20 protein-coding genes are annotated in these 26,930 nt (G+C 52.4%); 10 read left to right on the top strand and 10 right to left on the bottom strand.

Annotated elements, in window-relative coordinates; genetic code table 11:
- Positions 1 to 101 precede the first annotated feature (101 nt).
- From cmoM to NMD08_RS16965, 7 genes are all read left to right on the top strand, one after another.
- Positions 102 to 905 (top strand): tRNA uridine 5-oxyacetic acid(34) methyltransferase CmoM, encoded by an 804-nt coding sequence (cmoM, locus tag NMD08_RS16995; protein WP_151217927.1) that lies wholly within the window; start codon positions 102 to 104, stop codon positions 903 to 905.
- A complete protein-coding gene (gene mukF / locus NMD08_RS16990) occupies positions 898 to 2,220 on the top strand; it encodes a chromosome partition protein MukF (protein ID WP_151217928.1) in 1,323 nt (440 codons plus the stop codon). Before cmoM ends, mukF begins: the two co-directional genes overlap by 8 nt.
- Complete coding sequence (mukE, locus tag NMD08_RS16985; protein WP_370618634.1) at positions 2,201 to 2,905, top strand: chromosome partition protein MukE; 705 nt, start codon at positions 2,201 to 2,203, stop codon at positions 2,903 to 2,905. Before mukF ends, mukE begins: the two co-directional genes overlap by 20 nt.
- Positions 2,905 to 7,365 (top strand): chromosome partition protein MukB, encoded by a 4,461-nt coding sequence (gene mukB, locus NMD08_RS16980; protein ID WP_187259758.1) that lies wholly within the window; start codon positions 2,905 to 2,907, stop codon positions 7,363 to 7,365. Before mukE ends, mukB begins: the two co-directional genes overlap by 1 nt.
- 245 nt (positions 7,366 to 7,610) lie before the next feature.
- Positions 7,611 to 9,362 (top strand): L,D-transpeptidase, encoded by a 1,752-nt coding sequence (gene ldtD / locus NMD08_RS16975; protein ID WP_370618632.1) that lies wholly within the window; start codon positions 7,611 to 7,613, stop codon positions 9,360 to 9,362.
- A 177-nt stretch (positions 9,363 to 9,539) separates the two neighbouring features.
- Entirely contained in the window at positions 9,540 to 10,088 is a 549-nt protein-coding gene (locus tag NMD08_RS16970; protein WP_370618630.1) for a DUF882 domain-containing protein, read from the top strand.
- 28 nt (positions 10,089 to 10,116) lie between these two features.
- Positions 10,117 to 10,764, top strand: coding sequence for an MBL fold metallo-hydrolase (locus NMD08_RS16965; RefSeq protein WP_065944967.1), 648 nt, complete (start codon positions 10,117 to 10,119; stop codon positions 10,762 to 10,764).
- 53 nt (positions 10,765 to 10,817) lie between these two features.
- On the opposite strand, the gene aspC is transcribed toward NMD08_RS16965, so the two are convergent.
- The 4 genes from aspC to pncB form a co-directional block, all read right to left on the bottom strand.
- A complete protein-coding gene (gene aspC, locus NMD08_RS16960; protein WP_151217931.1) occupies positions 10,818 to 12,008 on the bottom strand; it encodes an aspartate transaminase in 1,191 nt (396 codons plus the stop codon).
- A 183-nt stretch (positions 12,009 to 12,191) separates the two neighbouring features.
- Positions 12,192 to 13,268 carry a porin OmpF gene (gene ompF / locus NMD08_RS16955; protein WP_016149871.1) on the bottom strand — a complete coding sequence of 359 codons (1,077 nt, stop codon included), beginning with the start codon at positions 13,266 to 13,268 and terminating at the stop codon, positions 12,192 to 12,194.
- Between the two features lie 589 nt (positions 13,269 to 13,857).
- Complete coding sequence (gene asnS / locus NMD08_RS16950) at positions 13,858 to 15,258, bottom strand: asparagine--tRNA ligase (RefSeq protein WP_187259756.1); 1,401 nt, start codon at positions 15,256 to 15,258, stop codon at positions 13,858 to 13,860.
- Positions 15,259 to 15,424: 166 nt separating this feature from the next.
- Positions 15,425 to 16,627 carry a nicotinate phosphoribosyltransferase gene (pncB, locus tag NMD08_RS16945; protein ID WP_370618628.1) on the bottom strand — a complete coding sequence of 401 codons (1,203 nt, stop codon included), beginning with the start codon at positions 16,625 to 16,627 and terminating at the stop codon, positions 15,425 to 15,427.
- Positions 16,628 to 16,893: 266 nt separating this feature from the next.
- Between pncB and pepN the strand changes: the two genes are divergently transcribed.
- Complete coding sequence (gene pepN, locus NMD08_RS16940) at positions 16,894 to 19,506, top strand: aminopeptidase N (protein ID WP_370618626.1); 2,613 nt, start codon at positions 16,894 to 16,896, stop codon at positions 19,504 to 19,506.
- Positions 19,507 to 19,577: 71 nt separating this feature from the next.
- Here the strand turns inward: pepN and ssuB are convergent, their stop codons facing one another.
- The 5 genes from ssuB to ssuE are packed head-to-tail and all read right to left on the bottom strand — an operon-like array spanning position 19,578 to position 23,828.
- A complete protein-coding gene (gene ssuB / locus NMD08_RS16935; RefSeq protein WP_370618624.1) occupies positions 19,578 to 20,345 on the bottom strand; it encodes an aliphatic sulfonates ABC transporter ATP-binding protein in 768 nt (255 codons plus the stop codon).
- Positions 20,342 to 21,133, bottom strand: a complete 792-nt coding sequence (ssuC, locus tag NMD08_RS16930) for an aliphatic sulfonate ABC transporter permease SsuC (RefSeq protein WP_370618622.1) — start codon at positions 21,131 to 21,133, stop codon at positions 20,342 to 20,344. The genes ssuB and ssuC overlap by 4 nt, the downstream gene beginning before the upstream one ends.
- 10 nt (positions 21,134 to 21,143) lie before the next feature.
- Positions 21,144 to 22,289 (bottom strand): FMNH2-dependent alkanesulfonate monooxygenase, encoded by a 1,146-nt coding sequence (ssuD, locus tag NMD08_RS16925; protein WP_370618620.1) that lies wholly within the window; start codon positions 22,287 to 22,289, stop codon positions 21,144 to 21,146.
- Complete coding sequence (locus tag NMD08_RS16920; protein ID WP_187259713.1) at positions 22,286 to 23,260, bottom strand: sulfonate ABC transporter substrate-binding protein; 975 nt, start codon at positions 23,258 to 23,260, stop codon at positions 22,286 to 22,288. Before NMD08_RS16920 ends, ssuD begins: the two co-directional genes overlap by 4 nt.
- Complete coding sequence (gene ssuE, locus NMD08_RS16915; RefSeq protein ID WP_370618618.1) at positions 23,253 to 23,828, bottom strand: NADPH-dependent FMN reductase; 576 nt, start codon at positions 23,826 to 23,828, stop codon at positions 23,253 to 23,255. The genes NMD08_RS16920 and ssuE overlap by 8 nt, the downstream gene beginning before the upstream one ends.
- A 242-nt stretch (positions 23,829 to 24,070) precedes the next feature.
- Between ssuE and pyrD the strand changes: the two genes are divergently transcribed.
- Positions 24,071 to 25,081 carry a quinone-dependent dihydroorotate dehydrogenase gene (pyrD, locus tag NMD08_RS16910; RefSeq protein WP_016152472.1) on the top strand — a complete coding sequence of 337 codons (1,011 nt, stop codon included), beginning with the start codon at positions 24,071 to 24,073 and terminating at the stop codon, positions 25,079 to 25,081.
- 165 nt (positions 25,082 to 25,246) lie between these two features.
- Positions 25,247 to 25,789, top strand: coding sequence for a cell division protein ZapC (gene zapC, locus NMD08_RS16905; protein ID WP_151217940.1), 543 nt, complete (start codon positions 25,247 to 25,249; stop codon positions 25,787 to 25,789).
- Here the strand turns inward: zapC and NMD08_RS16900 are convergent.
- Positions 25,786 to 26,892: a YcbX family protein gene (locus tag NMD08_RS16900; protein ID WP_370618616.1), complete on the bottom strand. Its 1,107-nt coding sequence runs from the start codon at positions 26,890 to 26,892 to the stop codon at positions 25,786 to 25,788. The two genes, zapC and NMD08_RS16900, sit on opposite strands and share 4 nt — an antisense overlap.
- Between the last annotated feature and the right edge of the window lie 38 nt (positions 26,893 to 26,930).

The following is a 26,930-nucleotide window of genomic DNA, read 5'->3' as shown; positions in this document are numbered from 1 at the left end:
GATCTGCAGGGATATTACACCAGGAAGGTTCCTTCTTGGCGTGGGTGTGACAAAATAGCGGTTTTACTTAGTCACCCTAAAGCCAGTATGTGGAGAGCCCGATGCGGGATCGCAATTTTGATGACATTGCAGAGAAGTTTTCCCGTAACATTTACGGCACCACCAAAGGTCAACTAAGGCAGGCTATCCTTTGGCAGGATCTGGATCGATTACTGGACTCGTTCGGTGAGCAAAAACTGCACATTCTGGATGCCGGTGGTGGTGAAGGGCAAACGGCCATTAAAATGGCAGAACGTGGACATTTTGTCACATTATGCGATCTGTCAGGCGAGATGATCGCTCGTGCGCAACAGGCGGCAGAGGCAAAAGGTGTGAGCGGAAACATGCATTTTATACAATGCGCCGCTCAGGATGTTGCTTCGCATTTGGAAAGCCCGGTTGATCTGATATTGTTTCATGCTGTGCTGGAGTGGGTGACAGATCCGGTCGGCGTGTTGCAGAGTTTATGGTCAGTGCTGCGTTCTGGCGGCGCGCTGTCGTTAATGTTCTACAATGCTAACGGTCTGTTGATGCACAACATGGTCGCAGGGAACTTTGACTATGTTCAGGTGGGGATGCCGAAACGTAAAAAGCGTACGCTTTCACCGGATTACCCACGCGATCCGGGGCAGGTCTACCAGTGGCTGGAAGAGATCGGTTGGCAAATTACCGGTAAAACGGGCGTCCGCGTGTTTCATGATTATCTGCGAGATAAGCACAAACAGCATGACGATTACGAAATGTTACTTGAGTTAGAAACGCGCTATTGCCGTCAGGAACCGTATATCAGCCTTGGGCGCTATATTCACGTCACCGCGATTAAACGTCCGGCCCGAGCCGCAGATGCAAGGATAATTTATGAGTGAATTTTCCCAGACAGTCCCCGAACTGGTTGCCTGGGCCAGAAAAAATGACTTCTCCATCTCTCTGCCGGTAGACCGACTTTCGTTCCTGCTGGCTGTCGCCACACTGAACGGTGAGCGACTCGACGGCGAGATGAGTGAAGGTGAGCTGGTGGATGCGTTCCGCCATGTGAGTGATGCGTTTGAGCAAACCAGCGAAACCATCGGCGTGCGCGCCAACAACGCGATCAACGATATGGTGCGTCAACGTCTGCTGAACCGCTTTACCAGCGAGCAGGCTGAAGGCAACGCCATTTATCGTTTAACGCCGCTCGGAATTGGCATCACGGATTACTATATTCGACAGCGCGAATTCTCTACGCTGCGTCTTTCCATGCAGCTGTCAATTGTTGCCGGTGAACTGAAGCGCGCGGCGGATGCGGCGGAAGAAGGTGGCGATGAGTTTCACTGGCATCGCAACGTCTACGCGCCATTGAAATATTCGGTGGCGGAGATTTTCGACAGCATCGATCTGACTCAGCGCATCATGGATGAACAGCAGCAGCAGGTAAAAGACGATATCGCGCAGTTGCTGAACAAAGACTGGCGAGCGGCGATTTCCAGCTGTGAACTGCTGCTTTCTGAAACGTCTGGTACGCTGCGTGAATTGCAAGATACGCTGGAAGCGGCAGGGGATAAGCTACAGGCTAACCTGTTACGCATTCAGGACGCCACGATGACGCATGACGATCTGCATTTTGTCGACCGGCTGGTGTTTGACTTACAAAGCAAGCTCGATCGCATTATCAGTTGGGGCCAGCAATCTATTGATTTGTGGATCGGTTACGATCGACATGTGCATAAGTTTATCCGTACCGCGATCGATATGGATAAAAACCGCGTCTTTGCCCAGCGTCTGCGCCAGTCTGTGCAGACATACTTTGACGAACCGTGGGCGCTAACCTATGCCAACGCCGATCGTCTGCTGGATATGCGCGACGAAGAGATGCTACTGCGTGACGAAGAGGTCACTGGTGAGCTTCCGGCCGATCTGGAATACGAAGAGTTTAACGAAATCCGTGAACAGCTGGCGGCGATCATCGAAGAACAGCTGGCTATCTACAAATCCAGACAAACACCACTGGATCTCGGTTTGGTCGTGCGCGAGTATCTGGCGCAATACCCACGTGCCCGTCACTTCGACGTTGCGCGTATTGTTATTGATCAGGCGGTACGTCTTGGCGTAGCGCAAGCAGATTTCACCGGACTGCCCGCAAAATGGCAGCCGATTAATGATTACGGAGCCAAGGTACAGGCGCATGTCATTGACAAATATTGAACAAGTGATGCCGGTTAAGCTGGCGCAGGCGCTGGCGAACCCGTTATTTCCAGCGCTGGATAGCGCCTTACGTTCAGGCCGTCATATCGGCCTGGATGAACTGGATAATCATGCCTTCCTGATGGATTTTCAGGAATATTTTGAAGAGTTTTACAGCCGCTATAACGTGGAATTGATCCGTGCGCCGGAGGGGTTCTTCTACCTTCGTCCACGTTCAACGACGCTCATTCCCCGTTCGGTTCTGTCTGAACTGGACATGATGGTCGGTAAAATTCTTTGTTATCTCTACCTCAGCCCGGAACGCCTGGCGAACGAAGGGATTTTTACCCAGCAAGAGCTGTATGACGAGCTGCTGACGCTGGCGGATGAAGCCAAACTGCTGAAGCTGGTGAACAACCGTTCAACCGGTTCGGACGTTGATCGCCAGAAACTCCAGGAAAAGGTTCGTTCTTCGCTAAACCGCCTGCGCCGTTTAGGCATGGTGTGGTTTATGGGTCATGACAGCAGCAAATTCCGAATTACGGAATCAGTCTTCCGCTTTGGCGCGGATGTGCGCAGCGGTGACGATCCGCGCGAAGCACAGCGTCGCTTAATTCGTGATGGCGAAGCGATGCCGGTCGAGAACCGCCTGCAGCTCAACGATGAGCCCGAAGAGAATCAGCTGGACAGTGGAGAAGAAGAATAATGATTGAACGCGGTAAATTTCGCTCACTTACGCTGATTAACTGGAATGGTTTTTTTGCCCGTACGTTCGACCTTGATGAACTGGTTACCACGCTGTCAGGCGGTAACGGTGCGGGTAAATCCACTACCATGGCGGCATTTGTTACGGCGCTTATCCCTGACTTGACCCTGCTGCATTTCCGTAACACCACCGAAGCCGGTGCAACCAGCGGTTCACGTGATAAAGGCCTGCACGGTAAGCTGAAAGCGGGTGTCTGTTACTCAATGCTTGACGTCCTCAACTCGCGCCATCAGCGTGTGGTCGTGGGTGTGCGTCTGCAGCAGGTTGCTGGCCGCGATCGTAAAGTGGATATCAAACCGTTTGCCATTCAGGGACTGCCGATGTCCGTGCAGCCAACCCAACTGGTAACGGAAACACTGAATGAACGCCAGGCGCGCGTGCTGCCCCTCTCTGAGCTGAAAGAGAAGCTTGATGAGATGGAAGGCGTGCAGTTTAAGCAGTTCAACTCGATAACCGATTATCACTCGCTGATGTTCGATCTGGGCATCATCGCCCGTCGTCTGCGCTCAGCCTCAGACCGCAGTAAGTTCTATCGCCTGATTGAAGCATCGCTGTACGGCGGGATCTCCAGCGCCATTACCCGCTCGCTGCGTGACTACCTGCTACCGGAAAACGGTGGGGTGCGTAAAGCGTTCCAGGATATGGAAGCTGCGCTACGTGAAAACCGCATGACGCTGGAAGCGATTCGCGTAACCCAGTCTGATCGCGACCTGTTTAAGCATTTGATCAGCGAGGCGACCAACTATGTGGCCGCAGATTATATGCGCCACGCCAACGAACGTCGTATCCATCTTGATAAAGCGCTGGAATATCGCCGTGAGCTGCATACCTCACGCAAGCAACTGGCCGCAGAGCAGTATAAGCATGTGGATATGGCGCGTGAACTGGGTGAGCATAACGGCGCTGAAGGCGATCTGGAAGCCGATTATCAGGCTGCGAGCGATCACCTGAATCTGGTGCAAACCGCGCTGCGTCAGCAGGAAAAAATTGAACGCTACGAAGCGGATCTCGAAGAACTGCAGGTTCGTCTCGAAGAACAAAATGAGGTGGTCGCGGAAGCCGTTGACCGCCAGGATGAAAACGAAGCCCGCGCGGAAGCCGCCGAACTGGAAGTAGATGAGCTGAAAAGCCAGCTTGCCGATTACCAGCAAGCGCTGGATGTCCAGCAAACGCGCGCCATCCAGTACACTCAGGCGATTCAGGCGCTAAATCGGGCGAAAGAGCTCTGTCACTTACCGGATCTGACGCCCGACAGTGCTGTCGAATGGCTGGAGACGTTCCAGGCGAAAGAGCAGGAAGCCACGGAAAAACTGCTGACGCTGGAACAAAAAATGAGCGTGGCACAAACCGCGCACAGCCAGTTCGAGCAGGCTTATCAGCTGGTGGCGGCTATCAACGGTCCGCTGGCGCGCGGTGAAGCCTGGAGCGTGGCGCGCGAACTGTTGCGGGAAGGTGTTGAGCAGCGCCATCTGGCGGAGCAGGTTCAGCCGTTACGTATGCGCCTCAGCGAGCTGGAGCAGCGTCTGCGCGAACAGCAAGACGCCGAGCGTCTGCTGGCTGAATTCTGCAAGCGTCAGGGTAAACAGTTCGACATCGATGAGCTGGAAGCGCTTCACCAGGAGCTGGAAGCACGTATCGCCGCCTTGTCTGACAGCGTCTCTTCTGCCAGCGAACAACGTATGACGTTGCGTCAGGAGCAGGAGCAACTTCAGTCTCGTATCCAGCATCTGATGAAGCGTGCGCCTGTCTGGCTGGCCGCGCAAAATAGCCTGAACCAGCTTAGCGAGCAGTGTGGCGAAGAATTTACCTCCAGCCAGGACGTCACCGAGTACCTGCAGCAGTTGCTGGAGCGCGAGCGTGAAGCCATTGTTGAGCGTGATGAAGTCGGCGCGCGCAAAAATGCGGTTGATGAAGAGATTGAACGTTTAAGTCAGCCGGGCGGGGCGGAAGATCAGCGTCTGAACGCGCTGGCGGAACGCTTCGGCGGCGTTCTGCTGTCTGAAATCTATGACGATGTTAGCCTTGAAGATGCGCCGTACTTCTCTGCGCTGTACGGTCCTTCGCGTCATGCTATCGTGGTGCCGGATCTGTCGCTGATCACCGAACAGCTTGAAGGACTGACGGATTGTCCGGAAGATCTCTATTTCATCGAAGGGGATCCTCAGTCGTTTGATGACAGCGTTTTCAGCGTTGATGAGCTGGAAAAAGCGGTAGTAGTAAAAACCGCCGAGCGTCAATGGCGTTATTCCCGCTTCCCGACGGTGCCGATTTTTGGTCGTGCCGCGCGCGAAAGCCGTATCGAAACCCTGCATGCCGAGCGTGAAGGGCTGTCTGAACGTTTTGCAACGCTCTCCTTTGACGTCCAGAAAACCCAACGTCTGCACCAGGCGTTTAGCCGCTTTATCGGCAGCCATCTGTCGGTGGCGTTTGAAGCCGACCCGGAAGCGGAAATTCGTCAACTGAATGGCCGTCGCGTTGAACTGGAACGTGCGCTGACCAATCATGAAAATGATAATCAGCAAAGCCGTATGCAGTTTGAACAGGCGAAAGAGGGGGTTTCTGCTCTTAACCGTCTGCTGCCGCGTTTGAATCTGTTGGCAGATGACACGTTGGCCGATCGTGTGGACGAAATTCGTGAGCGTCTGGATGAAGCCCAGGAAGCAGCGCGTTTTGTGCAGCAGCACGGCAATCAGTTAGCCAAACTGGAGCCGATGGTTTCGGTTCTGCAAAATGACCCTGAGCAGTTTGAACAACTGAAGGAAGACTACGCATATTCCCAGCAGATGCAGCGCGATGCGCGTCAGCAGGCTTTTGCCCTGACCGAAGTGGTGCAGCGCCGGGCGCACTTTAGCTATTCCGACTCGGCCGAAATGCTGAGCGGTAACAGCGATCTAAACGAAAAACTGCGTGAACGTCTTGAACAGGCGGAAGCTGAACGTACCCGCGCCCGTGAAGCTTTGCGCAGCCACGCCGCGCAGTTAAGCCAGTACAATCAGGTCATGGCGTCGCTGAAAAGCTCGTACGACACCAAAAAAGAGCTGCTTAACGATTTACAACGTGAACTGCAGGACATTGGCGTTCGCGCGGACAGCGGTGCCGAAGAGCGTGCGCGTATCCGTCGTGATGAACTGCATGCGCAGCTCAGTAACAACCGCGCTCGTCGCAACCAACTGGAAAAAGCGCTGACCTTCTGCGAAGCGGAGATGGATAACCTGACCCGCAAGCTGCGCAAGCTGGAACGCGATTATTTTGAGATGCGCGAGCAGGTGGTTACTGCGAAAGCGGGATGGTGTGCGGTAATGCGAATGGTGAAAGACAACGGTGTTGAACGTCGTCTGCACCGTCGTGAATTGGCGTATCTGTCCGGTGATGAACTGCGCTCTATGTCGGATAAGGCGCTCGGCGCGCTGCGTCTGGCCGTTGCGGATAACGAACATCTGCGCGATGTGCTGCGCATGTCTGAAGATCCAAAACGTCCAGAGCGTAAAATTCAGTTCTTTGTCGCGGTTTACCAACATCTGCGTGAACGTATTCGCCAGGATATTATCCGTACCGACGATCCGGTTGAAGCCATCGAACAGATGGAGATTGAACTGAGCCGTCTGACGGAAGAATTAACCTCCCGCGAACAGAAGCTGGCGATCAGCTCTCGCAGCGTGGCGAATATTATTCGTAAGACGATCCAGCGCGAACAGAACCGTATTCGCATGCTGAACCAGGGGCTGCAAAGCGTGTCGTTTGGCCAGGTAAACAGCGTGCGTCTGAACGTCAACGTACGTGAGACCCATGCCACCTTGCTGGACGTACTTTCCGAGCAGCATGAGCAGCACCAGGATCTGTTTAACAGCAATCGTCTGACCTTCTCTGAAGCGCTGGCGAAGCTGTATCAACGTCTGAATCCGCAGATTGACATGGGACAGCGTACGCCGCAAACCATAGGTGAAGAGCTGTTGGACTACCGTAACTATCTGGAGATGGAAGTTGAGGTAAACCGAGGTTCTGACGGTTGGCTGCGTGCTGAATCAGGCGCGTTGTCAACGGGGGAAGCGATCGGTACCGGGATGTCTATTCTGGTGATGGTCGTACAAAGCTGGGAAGATGAAGGGCGTAGACTGCGCGGGAAAGATATTTCTCCTTGCCGTCTGCTGTTCCTTGACGAAGCTGCGCGACTTGATGCGCGCTCTATCGCGACCCTGTTTGAACTGTGCGAACGTCTGCAAATGCAGCTGATTATCGCCGCGCCGGAAAACATCAGCCCGGAGAAAGGCACAACCTACAAACTGGTGCGTAAAGTCTTCCAGAACACTGAACACGTTCACGTGGTTGGTCTGCGTGGGTTTGCGCCTCAGTTACCTGAGCCGCTGCCAGGGACCGAAGATGCCTCGTCGCAGGCAAGCTGAATAAAAAGGCGGTCAAATGACCGCCTTTCTTCTTTTCCGAAAAGTCTCAATTGCAGGTGCAATTTCTTTTAACTTCTTTACATTATACCAGGTAAAACATTGGCGAAGTTTATATACTGAAGTTAAGCCTGACGGGTATGCAGGCTTACTCGTCATACTTCAGTTGTATTGGCGTCTACAGGCGTTCCACACCCGGTTAATGGTGCCTGGCTATAGAGTATGATAAAGAAAACAGGGGGCAAGGGATGTTGCTTAATAAAATGTATGGTCGTCGGCTGTCGGCAATCAGTTTGTGCCTGGCCGTAACATTCGCTCCACTGTTCAATGCGCAGGCCGATGAGCCTGAAATGATCCCTGGCGATAGCTCAGCGAGCGTCAGTGAACAGCCAACAGCGTTATCGCAACCGCAGGTACAATCTTCCGCGACGGCTATCATGGCGGGAATTCAACCGCTGCCGCAGGGCGTGTCCGTTGATCAAGCCCGCGCCGAATTACAATCTCAACTTCCAGCGGGCTTCACGCCGGTTTATATGAACCAGCTGGAACTGCTGTATGCCGCACGCGAAATGAAACCGATGTGGGAAAATCGTGATGCGGTAAAAGCCTTTCAGCAACAGTTAGCCGAGGTGGCGATTGCCGGGTTTCAGCCGCAGTTTACCTCTTGGGTTGCGCTTCTGACTGACCCGGCAGTGTCCGGCCAGGCGCGAGACATTGTGCTGTCTGATGCAATGATGGGATATCTGCACTTTATAGCCAATATTCCCGTTAAAGGAAATCGCTGGCTCTATAGCGATAAGCCCTATGCGCTGACGACGCCGCCGATTTCTGTGATCAACCAGTGGCAGGTCGCGCTGGATAACGGCCAACTGACGTCGTTCGTCGCCAGCCTGGCGCCACAGCATCCGCAGTACGCCGTAATGCATGACTCACTACTCAAGCTGGTGAGCGATACGCAACCCTGGCCACGGTTAACCAGTACCGCGACGCTGCGTCCGGGAGAGTGGAGTAACGACATTCCCGCGCTGCGTGAAATTTTGCGCCGTACTGGAATGCTGGGGTCTGCCGTCAGTACGTCTGCTAAAGAAGGTCGTAGCGCTTACGATCGTGAACTTGTCGACGCGGTAAAGCGGTTTCAGACATGGCAGGGGCTTGGCGCCGATGGCGCGATTGGCCCTGCGACGCGTGACTGGCTGAACGTAACGCCTGCTCAGCGTGCGGGAGTGCTGGCGTTAAATATTCAACGCTTGCGCCTGCTGCCGAGCGATCTGTCTACCGGTATCATGGTAAACATTCCTGCCTACTCGCTGGTTTATTATCAGAACGGAAATCAGGTGCTAGCCTCGCGCGTTATCGTCGGGCGCCCCGATCGTAAAACGCCGATGATGAGCAGTGCGCTGAATAATGTGGTCGTTAACCCGCCGTGGAATGTGCCGCCGACGCTGGCCCGAAAAGATATCTTGCCTAAATTATGGAATGATCCGGGGTATCTTGAACGCCATGGCTATACCGTGATGCGCGGCTGGAACAGTAAAGAGACGATAGATCCGTGGCAGGTTGACTGGGCCACCATCACCGCCTCTAATTTGCCGTTCCGCTTCCAGCAGGCTCCGGGTGCACGTAACTCGCTCGGGCGCTATAAATTCAATATGCCGAGTTCGGATGCTATTTATCTGCACGATACGCCGAACCACAATCTGTTCCAGAAGGAAACGCGGGCGTTAAGCTCCGGCTGCGTACGTGTGAATAAGGCATCTGAGTTAGCGAATATGCTGCTACAGGATGCGGGATGGAATGATACGCGCATCTCGGATGCCCTGAAGCAAGGGGATACGCGATACGTGAATATCCGGCAGAATATTCCGGTTAACCTCTATTATCTGACCGCATTTGTTGGCCCGGATGGCCGCACGCAGTATCGTACAGATATTTACAATTACGATCTGACAGCGCGATCCAGTGCACAAATTGTGTCAAAAGCTGAACAATTAATCAGATAAATGAAGCAGTTCGAGGAAAATGATTGTCGTAAGTTATGCGGGAAACGGGGCGGAATGGCTGTAAGCCCCGTGTTTCCTGGGGTTGGGAGCCTTGACGTGGACTACTTAGCCAGATAAGGTTTCTCGCGTGCGCTAGAGCATACATACGATAACATTGACCTTGTAGACCTTAATACCATGGACAAATTTGACGCTAATCGCCGCAAACTGCTGGCGCTTGGTGGTATTGCCCTCGGCGCTGCCATCCTGCCTACGCCCGCGTTTGCCACTCTTTCCACCCCACGTCCGCGTATATTGACTCTGAATAACCTGCATACCGGTGAGTCAATAAAAGCAGAGTTTTTTGATGGCAGGGGCTATATTCAGGACGAATTAGTAAAACTTAACCACTTTTTCCGTGATTTTCGGGCCAATAAAGTGAAATCCATTGACCCGGGATTGTTTGATCAACTCTTCCGTCTGCAGGGCCTGCTGGGCACGCGTAAACCCGTACAGCTAATCTCAGGCTATCGCTCTATCGATACCAATAACGAACTCCGTGCACGCAGCCGGGGTGTGGCAAAGAAAAGCTACCACACCAAAGGCCAGGCCATGGATTTCCATATTGAAGGCATCGCATTAAGCAATATTCGCAAAGCTGCGTTATCTATGCGCGCAGGTGGTGTAGGATACTACCCCAGCAGTAACTTTGTGCATATCGACACCGGGCCTGCCCGGCACTGGTGATCCATAAGCTTAATGAAACAGGAGCTGTATGAACTATCGTATTATTCCGGTCACTGCATTCGCCCAGAACTGCTCGTTAATCTGGTGTGAGCAGACTCGTCTGGCCGCGCTGGTCGATCCCGGCGGTGATGCCGAGAAAATCAAACAGGAAGTGGATGCCAGCGGTCTGACGCTTATGCAGATTCTGCTTACCCACGGTCATCTTGACCATGTAGGGGCAGCGGCTGAACTGGCACAGCATTATGGTGTTCCGGTTATTGGTCCGGAAAAAGAAGATGAGTTCTGGTTACAGGGACTCCCAGCTCAGAGCCGCATGTTTGGCCTGGGCGATTGTGAGCCGCTGACGCCCGATCGCTGGCTGAATGAAGGCGACAGAGTAAGCGTTGGCAACGTGACGTTACAGGTACTGCATTGCCCGGGCCACACGCCGGGACATGTGGTTTTCTTTGATGAGCAATCAAAGTTACTGATTTCTGGTGATGTGATTTTCAAAGGCGGCGTAGGGCGCAGCGATTTTCCACGCGGAGATCACAACCAATTGATTGATTCGATTAAACGTAAACTTTTACCATTGGGTGATGACGTGACGTTTATTCCGGGTCACGGCCCACTTTCTACACTGGGTAACGAACGGCTACATAACCCGTTCCTGCAGGATGAAATGCCCGTCTGGTAACACCGCAGATAAATAAAAAGGCCGCGATTGCGGCCTTTTTTATGCGCGATAAATTACAGTACTGCGACAATCGCTTCGCACAGCGGTGCCATGTTATCTGGCGTCATTCCTGCGACGTTTACACGCCCGGAAGCGACGGCATAGACACCAAACTCTTCACGCAGACGCAGAACCTGTTCTTTTGTCAGGCCGCTGAAAGAGAACATGCCGTTCTGTTTGATGATAAAGCTGAAGTCGCTGTTCGCACCTTTTTCCTGCAGCGTATTCACGAACAGTAAACGCATGCGCTGAATGCGTTGGCGCATATCAGTCAGTTCCTGTTCCCAGATAGCCCGCAACGCGTCGTTGCTCAGAATCGTGGCAACTACGGATGCTCCGTGGGCTGGCGGGTTGGAATAGTTAGCGCGAATGGCGGATTTCATCTGACTAAACGCACGGTCGACGGTTTCAGCATCAGCTGCAACCAGCGTACAGGCGCCTACGCGCTCATTGTAAAGACCAAAGTTCTTGGAGTAGGAACTGGCGACAATCAGCTCTTTGTGCAGCGCGGCGAACGCGCGCAGACCTTCGGCATCTTCTTCCAGACCGCGGGCAAAGCCCTGGTATGCGAAGTCAAACAGCGGCAACCATCCTTTTTCGACAGAAAGCTGAGCCAACGTTTGCCACTGTTCAAGCGTAGGATCGATACCGGTTGGGTTATGGCAGCAGCCGTGGAACAGTACTACATCGCCAGCCTGCGCTTCGCTGAGGCTTGCCAGCAGCGCATCAAAGTCTAATGAGTGGTTCGCTGCATCATAATAGTTGTATTCACGAACTTCCAGACCGGCAGAGTTAAAGACGCTCTTATGGTTCGGCCAGCTTGGATTGCTCACCCATACGCGTTTAGTCGACGTATTTTTTGCGAGGAAATCAGCTGCCACTCGCAGTGCGCCAGTGCCGCCAGGAGTCTGTGCTGTACGTGCGCGCTTATCAATGATAAGCGAACTCGTTTTACCAAACAGTAATTCCTGAGTGCAACGACCAAACTCTGGAATACCGTCAATGCCAAGGTAATTTTTGGTGGTTTCATTTTCCAGTATATATTGCTCGGCTTTTTTAACGCTGGTCAGTACTGGCGTTTTGCCTGTCTCATCTTTATATACACCGATCCCGAGGTTTATTTTTCCAGGGCGATCATCGGCACGAAACAAATCAGCCAGACCCAAAATGGGGTCGGCAGGAGCAGCGGTAATGTTCTCAAACATGACGAGGTTCCATAGTGATTACAGAAGGGAAGTCCGCTATCAGGTTAACGGTAGATTTACAAAATGCCAACCGTTACTGGCGAAAAGCTGAGGTGTTTTTTTAAGACGCAAGAATCCGCTGGCAGATATAAAAAAACAGGACCGAAGTCCTGTTTTTAAGGCATTTAACAAAGAGGTCTGCTATTAGAACTGGTAAACGATACCAACTGCAACGATGTCGTCAGAGTTCACGCCCAGTTTGTTGTCAGAATCGATTTGGTTAATCTTGTAGTCAACATAGGTGGACATGTTTTTGTTGAAGTAGTAGGTCGCACCTACTTCGAAGTAATCGACCAGATCCACATCACCGATACCTTCTACGTCTTTCGCTTTAGACTTGTTGTAGGAGAGGGACGGACGCAGGCCGAAATCGAACTGGTACTGAGCAACGACGAATACGTCTTCAGTTTTGTTCGCAAAACCGCTGTTACCAGCACCTGAGATGCGGGTCGCGTTACGGGTTTCACCGTAGTTAGCTGCCAGGTAGATGTTGTTAGCATCGTATTTCACGCCGGTCGCCCACTGCTCAGCTTTTTTACCGCCATTGCCGTAGAAAGAGTTTTCCTGCGCGTTGGTGCGGTCAGCTGCGCCGTAAGCACCCACGATACCGAAACCATCCATTTCGTAGCTTACAGAACCGCCAACGCCGTCGCCGTTAGAGCGACCGGTATTGCCATCACGTTCGTTTTTACCCAAATACTGGATACCGAAGTTCAGACCGTCAACCAGACCGAAGAAGTTGGAGTTACGGTAGGTTGCAACACCACCAACACGACCAACGAAGAAGTTGTCGCTGTATGCGGTGTCACCACCAAATTCTGGCAGCATATCGGTGTAACCCAGAGCATCGTAAACGATACCGTAGTTACGACCGTAGTCGAAAGAACCCAGGTCTGCGTATTTCAGACCAGCGAATGCCAGACGGGTTTTGTTGCCGTTCTGAGCGTCACTACCGCCTTCAGAGTTGTTACCGGCAAAGTTGTATTCCCACTGACCGTAACCGGACAGCTCGGAGTTAATCTGAGTTTCCCCTTTGAAACCAAGACGAGCATAAGTCTGATCGCCATCGTCAGCAGCGCTGTCAGAAAAATAATGCAGACCAACGGTTTTACCGTAGATATCCAGCTTGTTACCATCTTTGTTGTAAACTTCTGCAGCGTTAGCTGCCCCGGCTACCAGCAGAGCAGGGATAACCACTGCCAGAATATTGCGCTTCATCATTATTTATTACCCTCATTGGTTTTTATATGACACCTGCCACTGCCGCCAATAAATTCCGTCAATTAAAATTTACGGAACTATTGATGAGAGTTTGGTGTCTTTATGTGTCTGACAGGCATCTTTCCATTCAAACTATCGTTTCGCTACCGTCAAAGTGCTACAAATATAAAGATTTGGTTTCAGAAAGAAAAAATGTGTAACAAAATGTTGTTTTTGTGCAACTTTGTGAACAACGTCAAACTTCAGATGTCTCTGCACTAAAATTCACCGCTTTTAATTCTATTTATATGATTTTCTTATGTTTAATTTTGATAAGGCATTTTTTGCTGTGTTGCATCGCAAAGATCCGGTTTTCCAGATGGCTATTTTTGGACGTCTGGAATGCTGTGCGCGTGGTCATAAAATGTACTATTTAATCAGAAAATGCTAATCCACAATAAAAGTGCTGATTTTTTTTGTGCGAATGTGTTGCGGTGAAATAATAAGTAACAGGAAAAGGGAAAGTTGTGTTTTAAGTGAAGAGTCCCATCGTGGGGAAACGGGTACAAAAAAGGCCAGCAGTGCTGGCCTTTGAATCAAACATTCAGGTTTAGAAAGTGGCGTTACGCGGTGTACGCGGGAATGGGATAACGTCACGGACGTTTTGTACGCCAGTAACGTAAGCGATTAAACGCTCAAAGCCCAAACCGAAGCCGGAATGCGGAACGGTACCGTAGCGACGCAGGTCGCGATACCACCAGTAATCTTCTTTATTCAGACCCATTTCCAGCATGCGGGCATCCAGTACGTCCAGACGTTCTTCACGCTGAGAACCACCGATGATTTCACCGATTCCCGGAGCCAGAACGTCCATTGCCGCAACGGTTTTACCGTCTTCATTAAGGCGCATATAAAACGCTTTGATATCTTTCGGGTAGTTTTTAACTACGACCGGCGCTTTAAAGTGCTCTTCAGCAAGATAACGCTCATGCTCGGAAGAGAGATCCACACCCCAGTAAACCGGGTTTTCGAACTTTTTGCCGCATTTTTCCAGAATGCTCACCGCGTCGGTATAGTCCACTTGCGCGAAGTCAGCGTCAATAAAACGTTCCAGGCGCGCAATCGCATCTTTGTCGACTCGTTCAGCGAAGAATTTCATATCATCCGCACGCTCTGCCAATACGGCTTTGAACGCGTATTTCAGCATCGCTTCAGCCAGACCTGCAACATCGTTCAGGTCGGCGAACGCCACTTCGGGTTCCAGCATCCAGAACTCTGCCAGGTGACGACTGGTGTTAGAGTTTTCCGCACGGAAAGTCGGACCAAAGGTATAAATTTTGGACAGGGCGCAGGCGTAAGTTTCGCCGTTTAACTGACCGGAAACGGTCAGGAACGCTTCCTTACCAAAGAAGTCTTTATCGAAATCGACTTTACCCTGATCGTTACGCGGCAGGTTTTCCAGATCCAGCGTAGAAACACGGAACATTTCACCCGCACCTTCCGTATCGGAAGCGGTGATCAGCGGAGTCGATACCCAGAAGAAACCCTGCTCGTGGAAGAAGCGATGCAGCGCTTGCGCCAGCGTATGACGTACGCGCGCTACCGCACCAATCATATTGGTACGCGGACGCATGTGCGCCACTTCACGCAGATACTCAATGCTATGACGCTTAGCCGCCATTGGGTAGGTATCAGGATCTTCAACCCAGCCCGCGACTTCAACCTCAGTGGCCTGAATTTCAAAGCTCTGTCCTTGCCCAGGGGATGCAACGACTTTACCCGTTACAATAACTGAACAACCTGTCGTCAGGCGCAGTACGTCCTGATTGTAATTGGGCAGAGAATTATTGATGACGGCCTGTACAGGATCAAAGCAGGAACCGTCATAAACGGCGAGGAAGGAGATGCCAGCTTTTGAATCTCGGCGGGTACGCACCCATCCGCGCACGGTGACTTCGCTGTCAACGGCTACGCGGCCCTGGAGTACGTCGGCTACAGGCACAACGCTCATAATATTCTCTCTGTTAATAGTCGGATATATAAACACATGTCCACCCGCAATGGGGGGATACCTATGTTACCTGGCATCTGCAATCAGACAAGCAGAATTCGTAGCTGGAGTGAAAGATTTCGGAAATAAATGCGAATTAGGGAGCCCAAATGGCTCCCTGGAAGGTTTAACTGGCTTTTTTAATATGCGGGAGATCGAAGGCTTTGCGCAGCGCACGAACAAACGCTTTATCGTGGCAGATGGTTTTACCCGGGCTGTCAGATAACTTCGCCACTGGTTTGCCGTTACATTCCACCAGCTTGATGACTATATTGAGCGGCTTAACCTGGGGAATATCACAGGTTAGTCGTGTCCCAATGCCAAAACTCAACTGCACACGAGAAGAGAAGTGGCGGTAGAGCTCAATCGCTTTTTTCAGATCGAGGTTATCTGAAAACACCAGCGTTTTGCTCAGCGGGTCAATACCCAGTTTTTCATAATGGGCGATGGCTTTTTCACCCCATTCCACCGGATCGCCTGAGTCATGGCGTAAACCCTGGTAGCGGGTCGCAAACTCGACGCCAAAGTCGCGTAGAAACGCATCCATGGTGATGCAATCTGTCAGCGCGATGCCGAGTTGGTCAGGGTATTCATTTAACCAGGCGGCCAGAGCAACGCGCTGGCTGGTGGCAAGCTCGGGGCTGATTTGCTGATGAGCCTGGAACCACTCATGCGCCTGCGTACCCATTGGTGTTAATGACAGGCGGCGGGCGAGATCGTAGTTGCTGGTACCGACAAACCAGGACTCTTGCTGCAGGCGTTTAACAATAGCCTGCTGGACTTCACGTGAAAAACGACGACGCGTGCCGAAATCCATCAGATGGAAGCGGGACATATCGACATCTTTTGTTAAAGCAGAGAATTCTACTAGTTTACTTTCCAACTCATCGAGTGCCTGTGGGACGCCTGATTCAGGCGAACGGTAATGGTGTACCAGCTCGCTTATTACCGCCAACAGCGGAACTTCCCACATGATCACTTCGCGCCATGGACCAGTTAAGCGAATGTTCAACTTACCGTTATCATTGGTGACGCAAACCTGTTCCGGGTTATAGCGGAAATCACTTAACCAGGTAAGGTAATCAGCTTTGAAGAAAGGCAGGCCGGAGAGCCACTGGTACTCGTCCTCCTGCAGTCGCAGGTGCTGCATAGCATTCACCTGCTCACGAATAGAATCGGCATAAATACCGAGCAGGTCATCGCCACGGCAACGAAATTCAGCCGCTACTTGTACATCATAGTAGTGGTGAAAAACGGCTTGCTGCATATGCAACTTATAAGCGTCTGTATCCAGCAGCGAGTGCAGAACAGGAGAAGCGAATTGTGTCATAGGTGCGCAGTAGCATCCTCTCACGGGAGCGTTTAGTACAATAAACAACTAAGAAAACCGCTGGAGTATACCCTGTTTAGCGATTTATTGAACCCCGATCACACCATAAGCTGTCTTTCTGGTCGAGGGCAATTCGTGCCGCGTGTTATAAAAATGTAGCAAAAAGGGCGTTTGTGCCTGAAAAGATGAACATTCTGCGTAGCGCGATTTACGCAACAGGAATAGACTGAAGCCGAGACTCTACCAAAGATGCTAAAGGTTTTTTTATGACACAACAGCCACAAGCCAAATACCGCCACGATTATCGTGCTCCGGATTACCAGATTACTGATATTGACTTGACCTTTGACCTGGATGCTGAAAAAACCGTGGTCACCGCAGTGAGCCAGGCTGTCCGTCATGGCGCGTCCGACGCGCCCCTGCACCTGAATGGCGAAGATTTGACCCTGGTGTCAATCCACGTGAATGATGAACCGTGGCAAGCATATAAAGAAGAAGAGGGCGCTCTGGTCATCAATCAACTGCCGGAACGTTTTACGCTGCGTATCGTGAATGAAATTAGCCCAGCGGCGAATACCGCGCTGGAAGGGCTTTACAAGTCAGGAGATGCGCTGTGTACCCAGTGCGAAGCAGAAGGTTTCCGCCATATTACCTGGTATCTTGATCGCCCGGACGTGCTGGCGCGCTTTACTACCAAAATTATCGCCGATAAAACCCAATATCCGTTCCTGCTTTCCAACGGCAACCGCGTGGCGCAGGGCGAACTGGAAAACGGTCGCCATTGGGTTCAGTGGCAGGATCCCTTCCCTAAACCGTGCTATCTGTTTGCGCTGGTAGCGGGTGTTTTCGACGTGCTGCGTGACACTTTTACCACCCGCTCCGGGCGTGAAGTGGCACTGGAACTGTACGTCGATCGCGGCAACCTGGACCGCGCGCCGTGGGCGATGACCTCGCTGAAAAACTCCATGAAATGGGATGAAGAGCGTTTTGGCCTCGAATATGACCTCGACATCTATATGATTGTCGCCGTGGATTTCTTCAACATGGGCGCGATGGAGAATAAAGGACTGAACATCTTTAACTCCAAATACGTGCTGGCACGTACCGATACCGCTACTGACAAAGACTACCTCGATATTGAGCGCGTCATTGGGCACGAATATTTCCATAATTGGACTGGCAACCGCGTGACCTGTCGCGACTGGTTCCAGTTGAGCCTGAAAGAGGGGTTAACCGTGTTTCGCGATCAGGAATTCAGTTCCGATCTTGGCTCACGTGCGGTAAACCGTATCAGCAATGTGCGTACCATGCGCGGTCTGCAGTTTGCTGAGGACGCCAGCCCGATGGCGCATCCTATCCGCCCGGATATGGTTATCGAAATGAACAATTTCTATACCCTGACCGTCTATGAGAAGGGTGCAGAAGTCATTCGTATGATCCACACCCTGTTGGGGGAGGCTAACTTCCAGAAAGGGATGCAGCTGTACTTTGAGCGTCATGATGGCAGCGCTGCAACCTGTGATGATTTTGTGCAGGCGATGGAGGATGCGTCCAACGTCGATCTCTCGCATTTCCGCCGCTGGTACAGTCAGTCCGGTACGCCGATTTTGACCGTGCGTGATGACTATAACCCATCAACGGAAGAGTACACGCTGACTATCAGCCAGCGCACGCCGGCCACGCCGGATCAGGCAGAAAAACAACCGCTGCATATTCCTTTCGCCCTCGAGTTGTATGACAACGAAGGGAAAGTGATCCCGTTACAAAAAGGCGGGCACCCGGTGAATTCAGTACTCAACGTTACCCAGGCAGAGCAGACGTTTGTCTTTGATAACGTCTACTTCCAGCCGGTACCCGCGCTGCTGTGCGAATTCTCCGCGCCGGTGAAACTGGAATATAAATGGAGCGATCAGCAACTGACCTTCCTGATGCGTCATGCGCGTAACGATTTTTCTCGTTGGGATGCGGCGCAAAGCCTGCTGGCGACCTATATTAAGCTCAACGTTGCCCGTCATCAGCAGGGACAGCCGCTGTCACTGCCGGTACACGTGGCCGATGCATTCCGCGCGATTTTACTGGATGAGAAAATCGATCCGGCGCTGGCGGCTGAGATCCTGACGTTGCCTTCGGTAAATGAAATCGCCGAACTGTTCGACATCATCGATCCGGTGGCGATAACAGAAGTACGTGAAGCGTTAACCCGCACGCTGGCGGCTGAGCTGGCGGATGAATTCCTCGCCATCTATAACGCTAATCATCTTGATGAGTACCGCGTAGAGCATGCCGATATTGGCAAGCGTACGCTGCGCAACGCCTGCCTGCGATTCCTGGCCTTTGGCGAAACCCATCTGGCTGACACGCTGGTCAGCAAGCAGTACCGTGAAGCGAACAATATGACCGATGCGCTGGCGGCGTTGTCTGCGGCAGTAGCGGCGCAACTTCCTTGCCGTGACGCTCTGATGCAGGAGTATGACGATAAGTGGCACCATGACGGTCTGGTGATGGATAAATGGTTTATCCTGCAATCTACCAGCCCGGCGGATAATGTACTGGAAACGGTACGCGGCCTGTTGAAGCATCGCTCCTTTAGCATGAGCAACCCGAATCGCATCCGTTCGCTGATCGGTGCCTTTGCAGGTAGCAACCCGGCGGCATTTCATGCGGAAGATGGCAGCGGCTATCAGTTCCTGGTCGACATGCTGACTGAGCTCAATAGCCGTAACCCGCAGGTAGCGTCACGTCTGATTGAGCCGCTGATTCGTTTAAAACGTTATGATGCAAAACGTCAGGCGAAGATGCGTGCGGCGCTGGAACAGTTGAAAGGCCTGGAGAATCTCTCCGGCGATCTGTTCGAGAAGATAGCTAAAGCATTAGCCTGATAATATTGCCGGATGGGGCCGGCCTACCATTCACGTGTAGGCCGGATAAGCGGTAGCGCCATCCGGCATTTTTAACCATGCCTGCGTAGCTGAACTTCATTTTCGCCGCGTTGCATCACCCGGTTCAACACCTCAGCTTCCAGTTCTGCCAGACGCACTGAACCAATCCGGCGTGGTCGCGCAATATCCACCGTTAAATCCAGTCCGATTTTTCCGTCTTCAATGAGCAATACGCGATCGGCCATTGCTACTGCTTCGCTGACATCATGGGTGACTAACAATACGGTAAAGCCGTGTTCCTGCCATAAAGAGACAATCAGATCCTGCATCTCAAGGCGGGTTAACGCATCCAGCGCGCCGAGGGGTTCATCCAACAGCAGCAGACCGGGGCGGTGAATTAAAGCCCGCGCCAGGGCCACGCGCTGTTTTTGTCCACCAGAAAGGGCCGCAGGCCATTCCTGGGCACGACTCTCCAGTCCAACTGCGGCCAGCGCATCTCGCGCTGCATTGCGCCAGTGACCTTGCAGACCCAGACCCACGTTATCGGTAACCGTCTTCCATGGTAGCAGACGCGCATCCTGAAACATCATTCGTGTATCATCCTGAATCTCTGCCAGCGGTGTGGTTCCGGCGAGTAATGCGCCTGAGGTGGGCGACTCCAACCCAGCCAGCAGGCGCAGTAACGTGCTTTTACCTCCGCCGCTGCGACCGACCACGGCAACGAACTGTCCGGCTGGAATATGCAAATCTAACTGATTGAGCACCGTATTGGCGGCGTATTGTTTCGTCACGGCGCTCAGCAAAAGCGGTGTGCCCTGGTTCAGGCGAGCGGTGTTCATACATTAGTTTCCTTTAAATGGTAAGCCGGGTGCCAGCGTAGCCAGATACGTTCCAGTAATTGGGCGCTGACGTCGGCAAGTTTGCCGAGTAGGGCGTAGAGAATAATGGCCACCACGACCACATCGGTTTGCAGAAATTCGCGGGCGTTCATCGCCAGGTAGCCAATACCGGCATTGGCTGAAATGGTTTCTGCGACGATAAGCGTCAGCCACATCAGCCCGAGAGCAAAACGTACGCCGACCATAATCGAGGGCAGGGCACCGGGGAGGATCACATGAATAAACAGTGAAAAGCCGGATAACCCATAGCTGCGCGCCATCTCTACCAGCCCGCGATCGATGTTACGGATCCCATGCCAGGTGTTGATGTAAATCGGGAACAGCGTGCCCAGCGCGACGAGAAAGATCTTGGCGGACTCATCAATACCGAACCATAAAATGACCAGTGGGATCAGCGCCAGATGCGGGACGTTACGCAGCATCTGCACCGACGTGTCCAGCAGGCGTTCTCCCCAACGCGAAAGGCCGCTTATCAGCCCCAGCGTCAGGCCAATTGATCCACCGATGGAGAATCCGATCAGCGCCCGCCAGGCGCTGATCGCCAGATGCTGCCAAAGTTCGCCGCTGGCTGAAAGCGTCCAGAAAGCTTCGATCACGCCCTCCGGTGAGGGCAGTATGCGGGTGGACAGCCAGCCCATTGATGATGCGAGCTGCCAGAGTGCCACCAGACCGAGCGGTAAAAACCAGGGCGCGAGGCGCAATAACCATCTGTTTTTCGGCGTTGCCATTAGCCGCTCCTTAGCTTTGTGCGACTTTGCGCGGGATGAATTCATTCGCAACCGCTTCGCCTTGCTGTTGCAGGCGCTGTGGTTGCGGAATTTCGGGTATCGCGACATCCAGATGTGGGAACAGCAGCTCACCAACCTTGTACGCTTCTTCCAGATGCGGATAGCCGGACAGCACAAAGCTGTCGATTCCCAGCGCGGCATACTCGTTAATACGCGCTGCGACCGTAGGACCATCTCCAACCAGGGCGGTCCCTGCGCCACCGCGCACCAGTCCTACTCCTGCCCACAGGTTCGGGCTAATTTCCAGTTTGTCGCGTTTACCGTTGTGCAGCGCAGCCATTCGCTGCTGACCAACCGAATCCGTTTTTGAGAAGGCGGCCTGGGCTTTGGCGATGGTGTCGTCATCCAGATGGCTTATCAGACGATCCGCAGCCTGCCACGCCTCTTGTGTTGTCTCTCGTACGATCACATGCAGACGAATACCAAAGCGGATCTTGCGCCCGAGCGCCGCCGCTTTGGCCCGTACTTGTTCAATCTTCTGTTTCACCTGTTCAGGCGGTTCGCCCCAGGTCAGGTAGAGATCAACCTGCTCGGCAGCCAGATCTTGTGCGACATCAGACGAGCCGCCGAAATAGAGTGGAGGATGCGGCTGCTGGATCGGCGGGAAGAACAGTTTTGCCCCGCGGACATGAATATGTTTGCCGTTGAAATCCACGGTTTCACCTTGCAGTAAGCGTCGCCAGACCTGAGTAAATTCACCAGAGGCTTCATAGCGCTCGGTGTGATCGAGGAACACGCCGTCGCCAGCCAACTCCTGCGGATCGCTACCGGTCACCAGGTTAAATAGCGCCCGACCATTAGAAAGCCTGTCGAGCGTTGCTGCCTGACGCGCGGCAACCGTCGGTGAGGTGACGCTTGGACGCAGCGCGACCAGAAATTTTAATCGCTGAGTAACCGGGATCATCGAGGCGGCCACCAGCCAGGCATCTTCGCAGGAGCGTCCGGTGGGGATCAGCACACCGGTAAATCCCAGACGATCGGCCGTTTGCGCAATTTGTTGCAGATAACCATGATCGACCGGGCGCGAACCCTCTTCCGTTGCAAGATAATGACCGTCACCGTGGGTGGGTAAAAACCAGAACATGTTCAGACTCATAATTTTTCTCCTGCCTGCTGAGTGGGTTGCCAGATACGCTGGCGGATATCGATTTTTTTCGGCACCAGACGGTTGTCATAAAACAGATTGGCGGTTTGTTGCTGCAATGCGGCAACAGAGTCGCTGATGGGTGTAATGGTGGTTGGCGGGCGGTGATCCAGATAGGACGCAATCACCGGTTCGGGCAGACCCATGGTTTTAGCCAGCAGGGTGATGCTTTGCTGGCGCTGGCTGAGGGTTAACGCATCGGCCTGGCTAAAGGTATTCAGTACGTCAAGAACAAAAGCGCCATTTTTCTCGGCATAAGGACGAGCGGCGAGATAAAACGAACCGGTCTGCTTCAGATCTGAGCCGTCTTTGAGCACGCGCACATCACCTTGCAGTAACGCGGCGGAATAGTAGGGATCCCAGATAGCCCATGCCTCAACGTTTCCTTGCTGGAAGGCCGCTCGCGCATCGGCGGGGGTCAGATAAGTCGGTTGAATATCGGTAAATTTCAGCCCGGCCTGTTGCAGCGCTCGGAGCAGTAAATTGTGGGCGCTTGACCCTTTCTGGAATGCGACTTTATGTCCTTTAAGCTGCGCGACGTTCTGAATCGGGCTATCTTTTGGCACCAGAATCACTTCAGCTTTCGGTTTGGGGGGCTCAACGCCCACGTACACCAGATCGGCTCCGGCAGCCTGGGCGAATATTGGTGGAATGTCACCCGTACTGCCGAGATCGATACTGCCGATATTCAAGGCTTCCAGCATTTGCGGCCCGGCTGGGAACTCAACCCACGAGATTTTGGTCTGTGGATAGCGCTTTTCCAACAATTGATGGCTTTTTGCCAGCACCATACTGACGCTTCCTTTCTGATAGCCGATACGCAGGGCATCGGGCGCAGACTCTGCGGCATACGCCAGCGTTGACAGTGACAGCAACCCGGCCAGTGCGAGCCATGACCTCTGGCGCTTGAGCAAATTAAGCATGGGCAGTACCCCGCAGTGTGTTCAGTTGGGGGCGTTGGATATCGCGACGATGCAATGCCAGCCAGAAGGTGTCGAGCGCACTGTCCAGGCGCTGCTGCAGGTTGGGCGTAAACTGCGGTTTATGCAGATAATCGATGACCTGTGAATCATCGGCAAATACGCCGTGCAGGATCTCCTGGGCTTTTAACGTACTTAGTACCGGTTTCAGCGCGTAATCGACGGCCAGTAAATGCGCCACGCTGCCGCCGGTCGCCAGCGGCAACACCACTTTTCCTTCCAGCGCCCGCTCGGGAAGCAGATCGAGCAGCGTTTTCAGTACGCCAGAGTAAGCGGCTTTGTAGATCGGCGTGGCGACAATCAGCCCGTCAGCATCCTGCAATTGTTCGCTGAATGTCTTCAGCGTCGGACTATCAAAACGGGCACAGATGAGGTCTTCCGGGGCAAAGTTGTGCAGGTTCCAGTGAAAGACTTCGACATCCTGACCATTGAGTTTTTCTCGGGCATATTCCAGTAACGCGCTGGAGCGAGAGGGAAAGCGTGGGCTTCCCGCCAGAGTAATGACGCGCATAATTTTAATCTCCACTTATAACTAATTGTTTGCCTTTGTTTAACATTGATAACAATTATTGCAGTCTGGCAGAGAGGCTCTGTTTATCGAAATGATTTATGCGGGATAGAAAAGTTGAAAAATGGATAAAATGAGTGAGACAGGAAAACGATTGCTATTTATTGCCGCAGGTCAATTCCCTTTTTGCTCACGATCGCACATAATACGCCCCCGGTTTGCACACCGGGAATCCAGGAGAGTTCATGTACTACCCCTTCGTTCGTAAAGCCCTTTTTCAGCTCGATCCAGAGCGCGCTCATGAATTGACATTCCAGCAATTACGTCGCATTACCGGCACGCCGCTTGAAGCGCTTGTCCGCCAGAAGGTACCTGCAAAACCGGTTACCTGTATGGGGCTGACGTTTAAAAATCCGCTCGGGCTTGCTGCCGGACTGGATAAAGACGGGGAGTGTATTGATGCGCTCGGCGCGATGGGATTCGGTTCCATTGAGATTGGCACCGTAACGCCGCGTCCTCAGCCGGGTAACGATAAACCGCGTCTGTTCCGTCTGGTTGATGCAGAAGGTTTGATCAACCGCATGGGGTTTAATAACCTGGGTGTTGATAACCTGGTTGAGAACGTTAAAAAATCGCATTTTGACGGTATTCTGGGGATTAATATTGGCAAGAATAAAGATACCCCGGTAGAGAATGGCAAAGATGACTATCTGATTTGTATGGAAAAAGTCTATGCTTATGCGGGTTATATCGCGATTAATATCTCTTCACCGAATACACCGGGATTACGTACGCTGCAATACGGTGAGGCGCTGGACGATCTCCTGACGGCAATTAAAAATAAGCAAAATGATCTGCAAGCGATCCACCATAAATATGTTCCAGTGGCGGTAAAGATCGCGCCGGATCTTTCTGTGGAAGAACTGATCCAGGTTGCTGACAGTTTAGTTCGGCATAATATTGATGGCGTAATTGCGACTAACACCACGCTCGATCGCTCTCTCGTTCAGGGAATGAAAAATTGCGATCAAATGGGTGGTCTTAGCGGGCGACCATTGCAATTAAAAAGTACAGAAATTATTCGCCAGTTGTCTCAGGAATTAAAAGGTCAACTGCCGATTATCGGAGTTGGTGGTATCGACTCGGTCATCGCCGCACGTGAGAAAATAGCTGCCGGTGCTTCACTGGTGCAGATTTATTCGGGCTTTATTTTTAAAGGTCCGCCGCTGATAAAAGAAATCGTCACCAATATCTGAATGCTACCTTAATCACAATCCAGGGCTTTATTTCTGGCCCTGGTTGTTTTATATTCCTTTACTGTTGCTTATTTAAACATTCTGAGCTTTTATTATTAAGGCAATAAGCGAAGCGGCAAAAGGATACTGTCGTAATGGCGATGATTAAGGAAAGGAGAGAAACTGATGCGAATTAAACCCGACGATAACTGGCGCTGGTATTATGATGAAGAGCACGATCGTATGATGCTCGATTTAGCCAATGGCATGTTATTCCGTTCGCGTTTTGCTCGTAAAATGCTCACTCCCGATGCATTTTCACCGTCGGGTTTTTGTGTTGATGACGCCGCGCTTTATTTTTCCTTTGAAGAAAAATGTCGCTATCTGGATTTAGCCAAAGAACAAAAAGCGGAACTGGTGCTCAATGCACTGGTGGCGATTCGTTATCTTAAACCACAAATGCCAAAAAGCTGGCACTTTGTCGCGCACGGTATTAACTGGTCGCCAACCGTGGGTGATGCCGCCTGTGTGGATTTAAGCGATACCGATGAACAGGTAAACCTGTTAGTGGTCGAGCCGGGTGAAAACGCCGCGCTTTGTCTGCTTGCACAACCTGGCGTGGTTATTGCTGGAAGAACCATGCAGCTTGGTGACGCGATTAAAATAATGAATGACAGACTGAAACCGCAGGTCGTTGTTGACAGTTTCAGCCTTGAGCAGGCGGTTTAACTCTCCAGCCTGATTGTCGTTTTCGGAACACAACTGCAGCACAGAATTGTCCCGTCATCTCCTATCGCTGATTTTTTCAGCGGGTTAACTTCGCCTTCTACCAGTCGAATTCGACAACATCCGCAAATCCCTGCCCGACATGAATAGGGAATCCGGATACCCTGATTTTCCAACTGTTCAAGCAATACCTGTTGATTATTGCCACGGAAGGTCTGCCCCTGCCAGTCAATCAGTACCGTGGCATCAGGCTGTTGTTCCTGTGCGGTATCATCTGACTCCGCCGCGCCGTATGCTCTGGCGGGGCCGGTTGCCAAAATTTCGACGTCATCGCCAACGCGAATCACGCCGCTGTTGCGCGCGATGAGATTCTGGCCGAAATCAACATCGCCGTTATCCGCGGCCGTGCGGAAAGTTTGCAGCGTGGCGAGCGGCTCGCCAGACGGATGTTTCTGGCCTTTCTCTGGGCTGACGGTGGTGAATATGCAGCGGCTACAAGGTTTTGCCACATCAAAAATGACGTCGCCAATGCGAATCACTTTCCAGGTATCTTCTTCCCAGGCGCCAGCCCCTGAAATCACCAGATTAGGGCGAAACTGTTCCATTTTCACGCTTGCCGGGCAGCGTTGCTGCAGATCGCGCAGCGACGCTTCATTGGTCAGCAGGTAGGGATAACCGTCGGCGAAGGATAAAGGAACATCATCGTGGCGCTTCACCCGACGCGTCAATTGTGGGCCAACCCAGCGCAGCTGCACGTCACGGGAGAAAAAGCTGCTCAGCCATTGGTTGATAGCGGATGGCGCGATACGCGCGGTAAAATGGTTTCCCCACACTTCTGTCGGCGCATCCTGGGTGGCGAAATCGGCAAATCGCACCAGCGCGCTGCTGCCGTCTGGCGCCGTAAGATGCAGTCCATCGTGGAAAGGGGAAGGGGTAAAGCGGACCATTTGCGGGAACTGTCGGGCAGTAATGAACGTTCCGTCGGCTTCGGTAATCATAAATATACGGTCAAAGGCGAGGCCGCTGACGTCTGCCAGGGCGTGCGTGAGCCCAATTCCACGCATAGATTTAACCGGATGAATAAAAAGTCGGGTCAACGTTACCACTGTACAGCCCCTCGAGCGAAAATAAGCCTTCAACTTTA

The sequence above is a fragment of the Citrobacter meridianamericanus genome, from assembly GCF_041320245.1.
In the GTDB taxonomy this organism is placed as follows: domain Bacteria; phylum Pseudomonadota; class Gammaproteobacteria; order Enterobacterales; family Enterobacteriaceae; genus Citrobacter; species Citrobacter meridianamericanus.
Note: the sequence above shows the minus strand (reverse complement) of the source record. Positions and strands in the feature narration are given on the sequence as shown.

What these genes read in the sequence shown, in the direction of transcription:
- cmoM (WP_151217927.1), top strand. Translation starts at nt 102, where the DNA reads ATGCGGGATCGCAATTTTGATGACATTGCAGAGAAGTTTTCCCGTAAC.
- mukF (WP_151217928.1), top strand. Translation starts at nt 898, where the DNA reads ATGAGTGAATTTTCCCAGACAGTCCCCGAACTGGTTGCCTGGGCCAGA.
- mukE (WP_370618634.1), top strand. Translation starts at nt 2,201, where the DNA reads ATGTCATTGACAAATATTGAACAAGTGATGCCGGTTAAGCTGGCGCAG.
- mukB (WP_187259758.1), top strand. Translation starts at nt 2,905, where the DNA reads ATGATTGAACGCGGTAAATTTCGCTCACTTACGCTGATTAACTGGAAT.
- ldtD (WP_370618632.1), top strand. Translation starts at nt 7,611, where the DNA reads ATGTTGCTTAATAAAATGTATGGTCGTCGGCTGTCGGCAATCAGTTTG.
- NMD08_RS16970 (WP_370618630.1), top strand. Translation starts at nt 9,540, where the DNA reads ATGGACAAATTTGACGCTAATCGCCGCAAACTGCTGGCGCTTGGTGGT.
- NMD08_RS16965 (WP_065944967.1), top strand. Translation starts at nt 10,117, where the DNA reads ATGAACTATCGTATTATTCCGGTCACTGCATTCGCCCAGAACTGCTCG.
- aspC (WP_151217931.1), bottom strand. Translation starts at nt 12,008, where the DNA reads ATGTTTGAGAACATTACCGCTGCTCCTGCCGACCCCATTTTGGGTCTG.
- ompF (WP_016149871.1), bottom strand. Translation starts at nt 13,268, where the DNA reads ATGATGAAGCGCAATATTCTGGCAGTGGTTATCCCTGCTCTGCTGGTA.
- asnS (WP_187259756.1), bottom strand. Translation starts at nt 15,258, where the DNA reads ATGAGCGTTGTGCCTGTAGCCGACGTACTCCAGGGCCGCGTAGCCGTT.
- pncB (WP_370618628.1), bottom strand. Translation starts at nt 16,627, where the DNA reads ATGACACAATTCGCTTCTCCTGTTCTGCACTCGCTGCTGGATACAGAC.
- pepN (WP_370618626.1), top strand. Translation starts at nt 16,894, where the DNA reads ATGACACAACAGCCACAAGCCAAATACCGCCACGATTATCGTGCTCCG.
- ssuB (WP_370618624.1), bottom strand. Translation starts at nt 20,345, where the DNA reads ATGAACACCGCTCGCCTGAACCAGGGCACACCGCTTTTGCTGAGCGCC.
- ssuC (WP_370618622.1), bottom strand. Translation starts at nt 21,133, where the DNA reads ATGGCAACGCCGAAAAACAGATGGTTATTGCGCCTCGCGCCCTGGTTT.
- ssuD (WP_370618620.1), bottom strand. Translation starts at nt 22,289, where the DNA reads ATGAGTCTGAACATGTTCTGGTTTTTACCCACCCACGGTGACGGTCAT.
- NMD08_RS16920 (WP_187259713.1), bottom strand. Translation starts at nt 23,260, where the DNA reads ATGCTTAATTTGCTCAAGCGCCAGAGGTCATGGCTCGCACTGGCCGGG.
- ssuE (WP_370618618.1), bottom strand. Translation starts at nt 23,828, where the DNA reads ATGCGCGTCATTACTCTGGCGGGAAGCCCACGCTTTCCCTCTCGCTCC.
- pyrD (WP_016152472.1), top strand. Translation starts at nt 24,071, where the DNA reads ATGTACTACCCCTTCGTTCGTAAAGCCCTTTTTCAGCTCGATCCAGAG.
- zapC (WP_151217940.1), top strand. Translation starts at nt 25,247, where the DNA reads ATGCGAATTAAACCCGACGATAACTGGCGCTGGTATTATGATGAAGAG.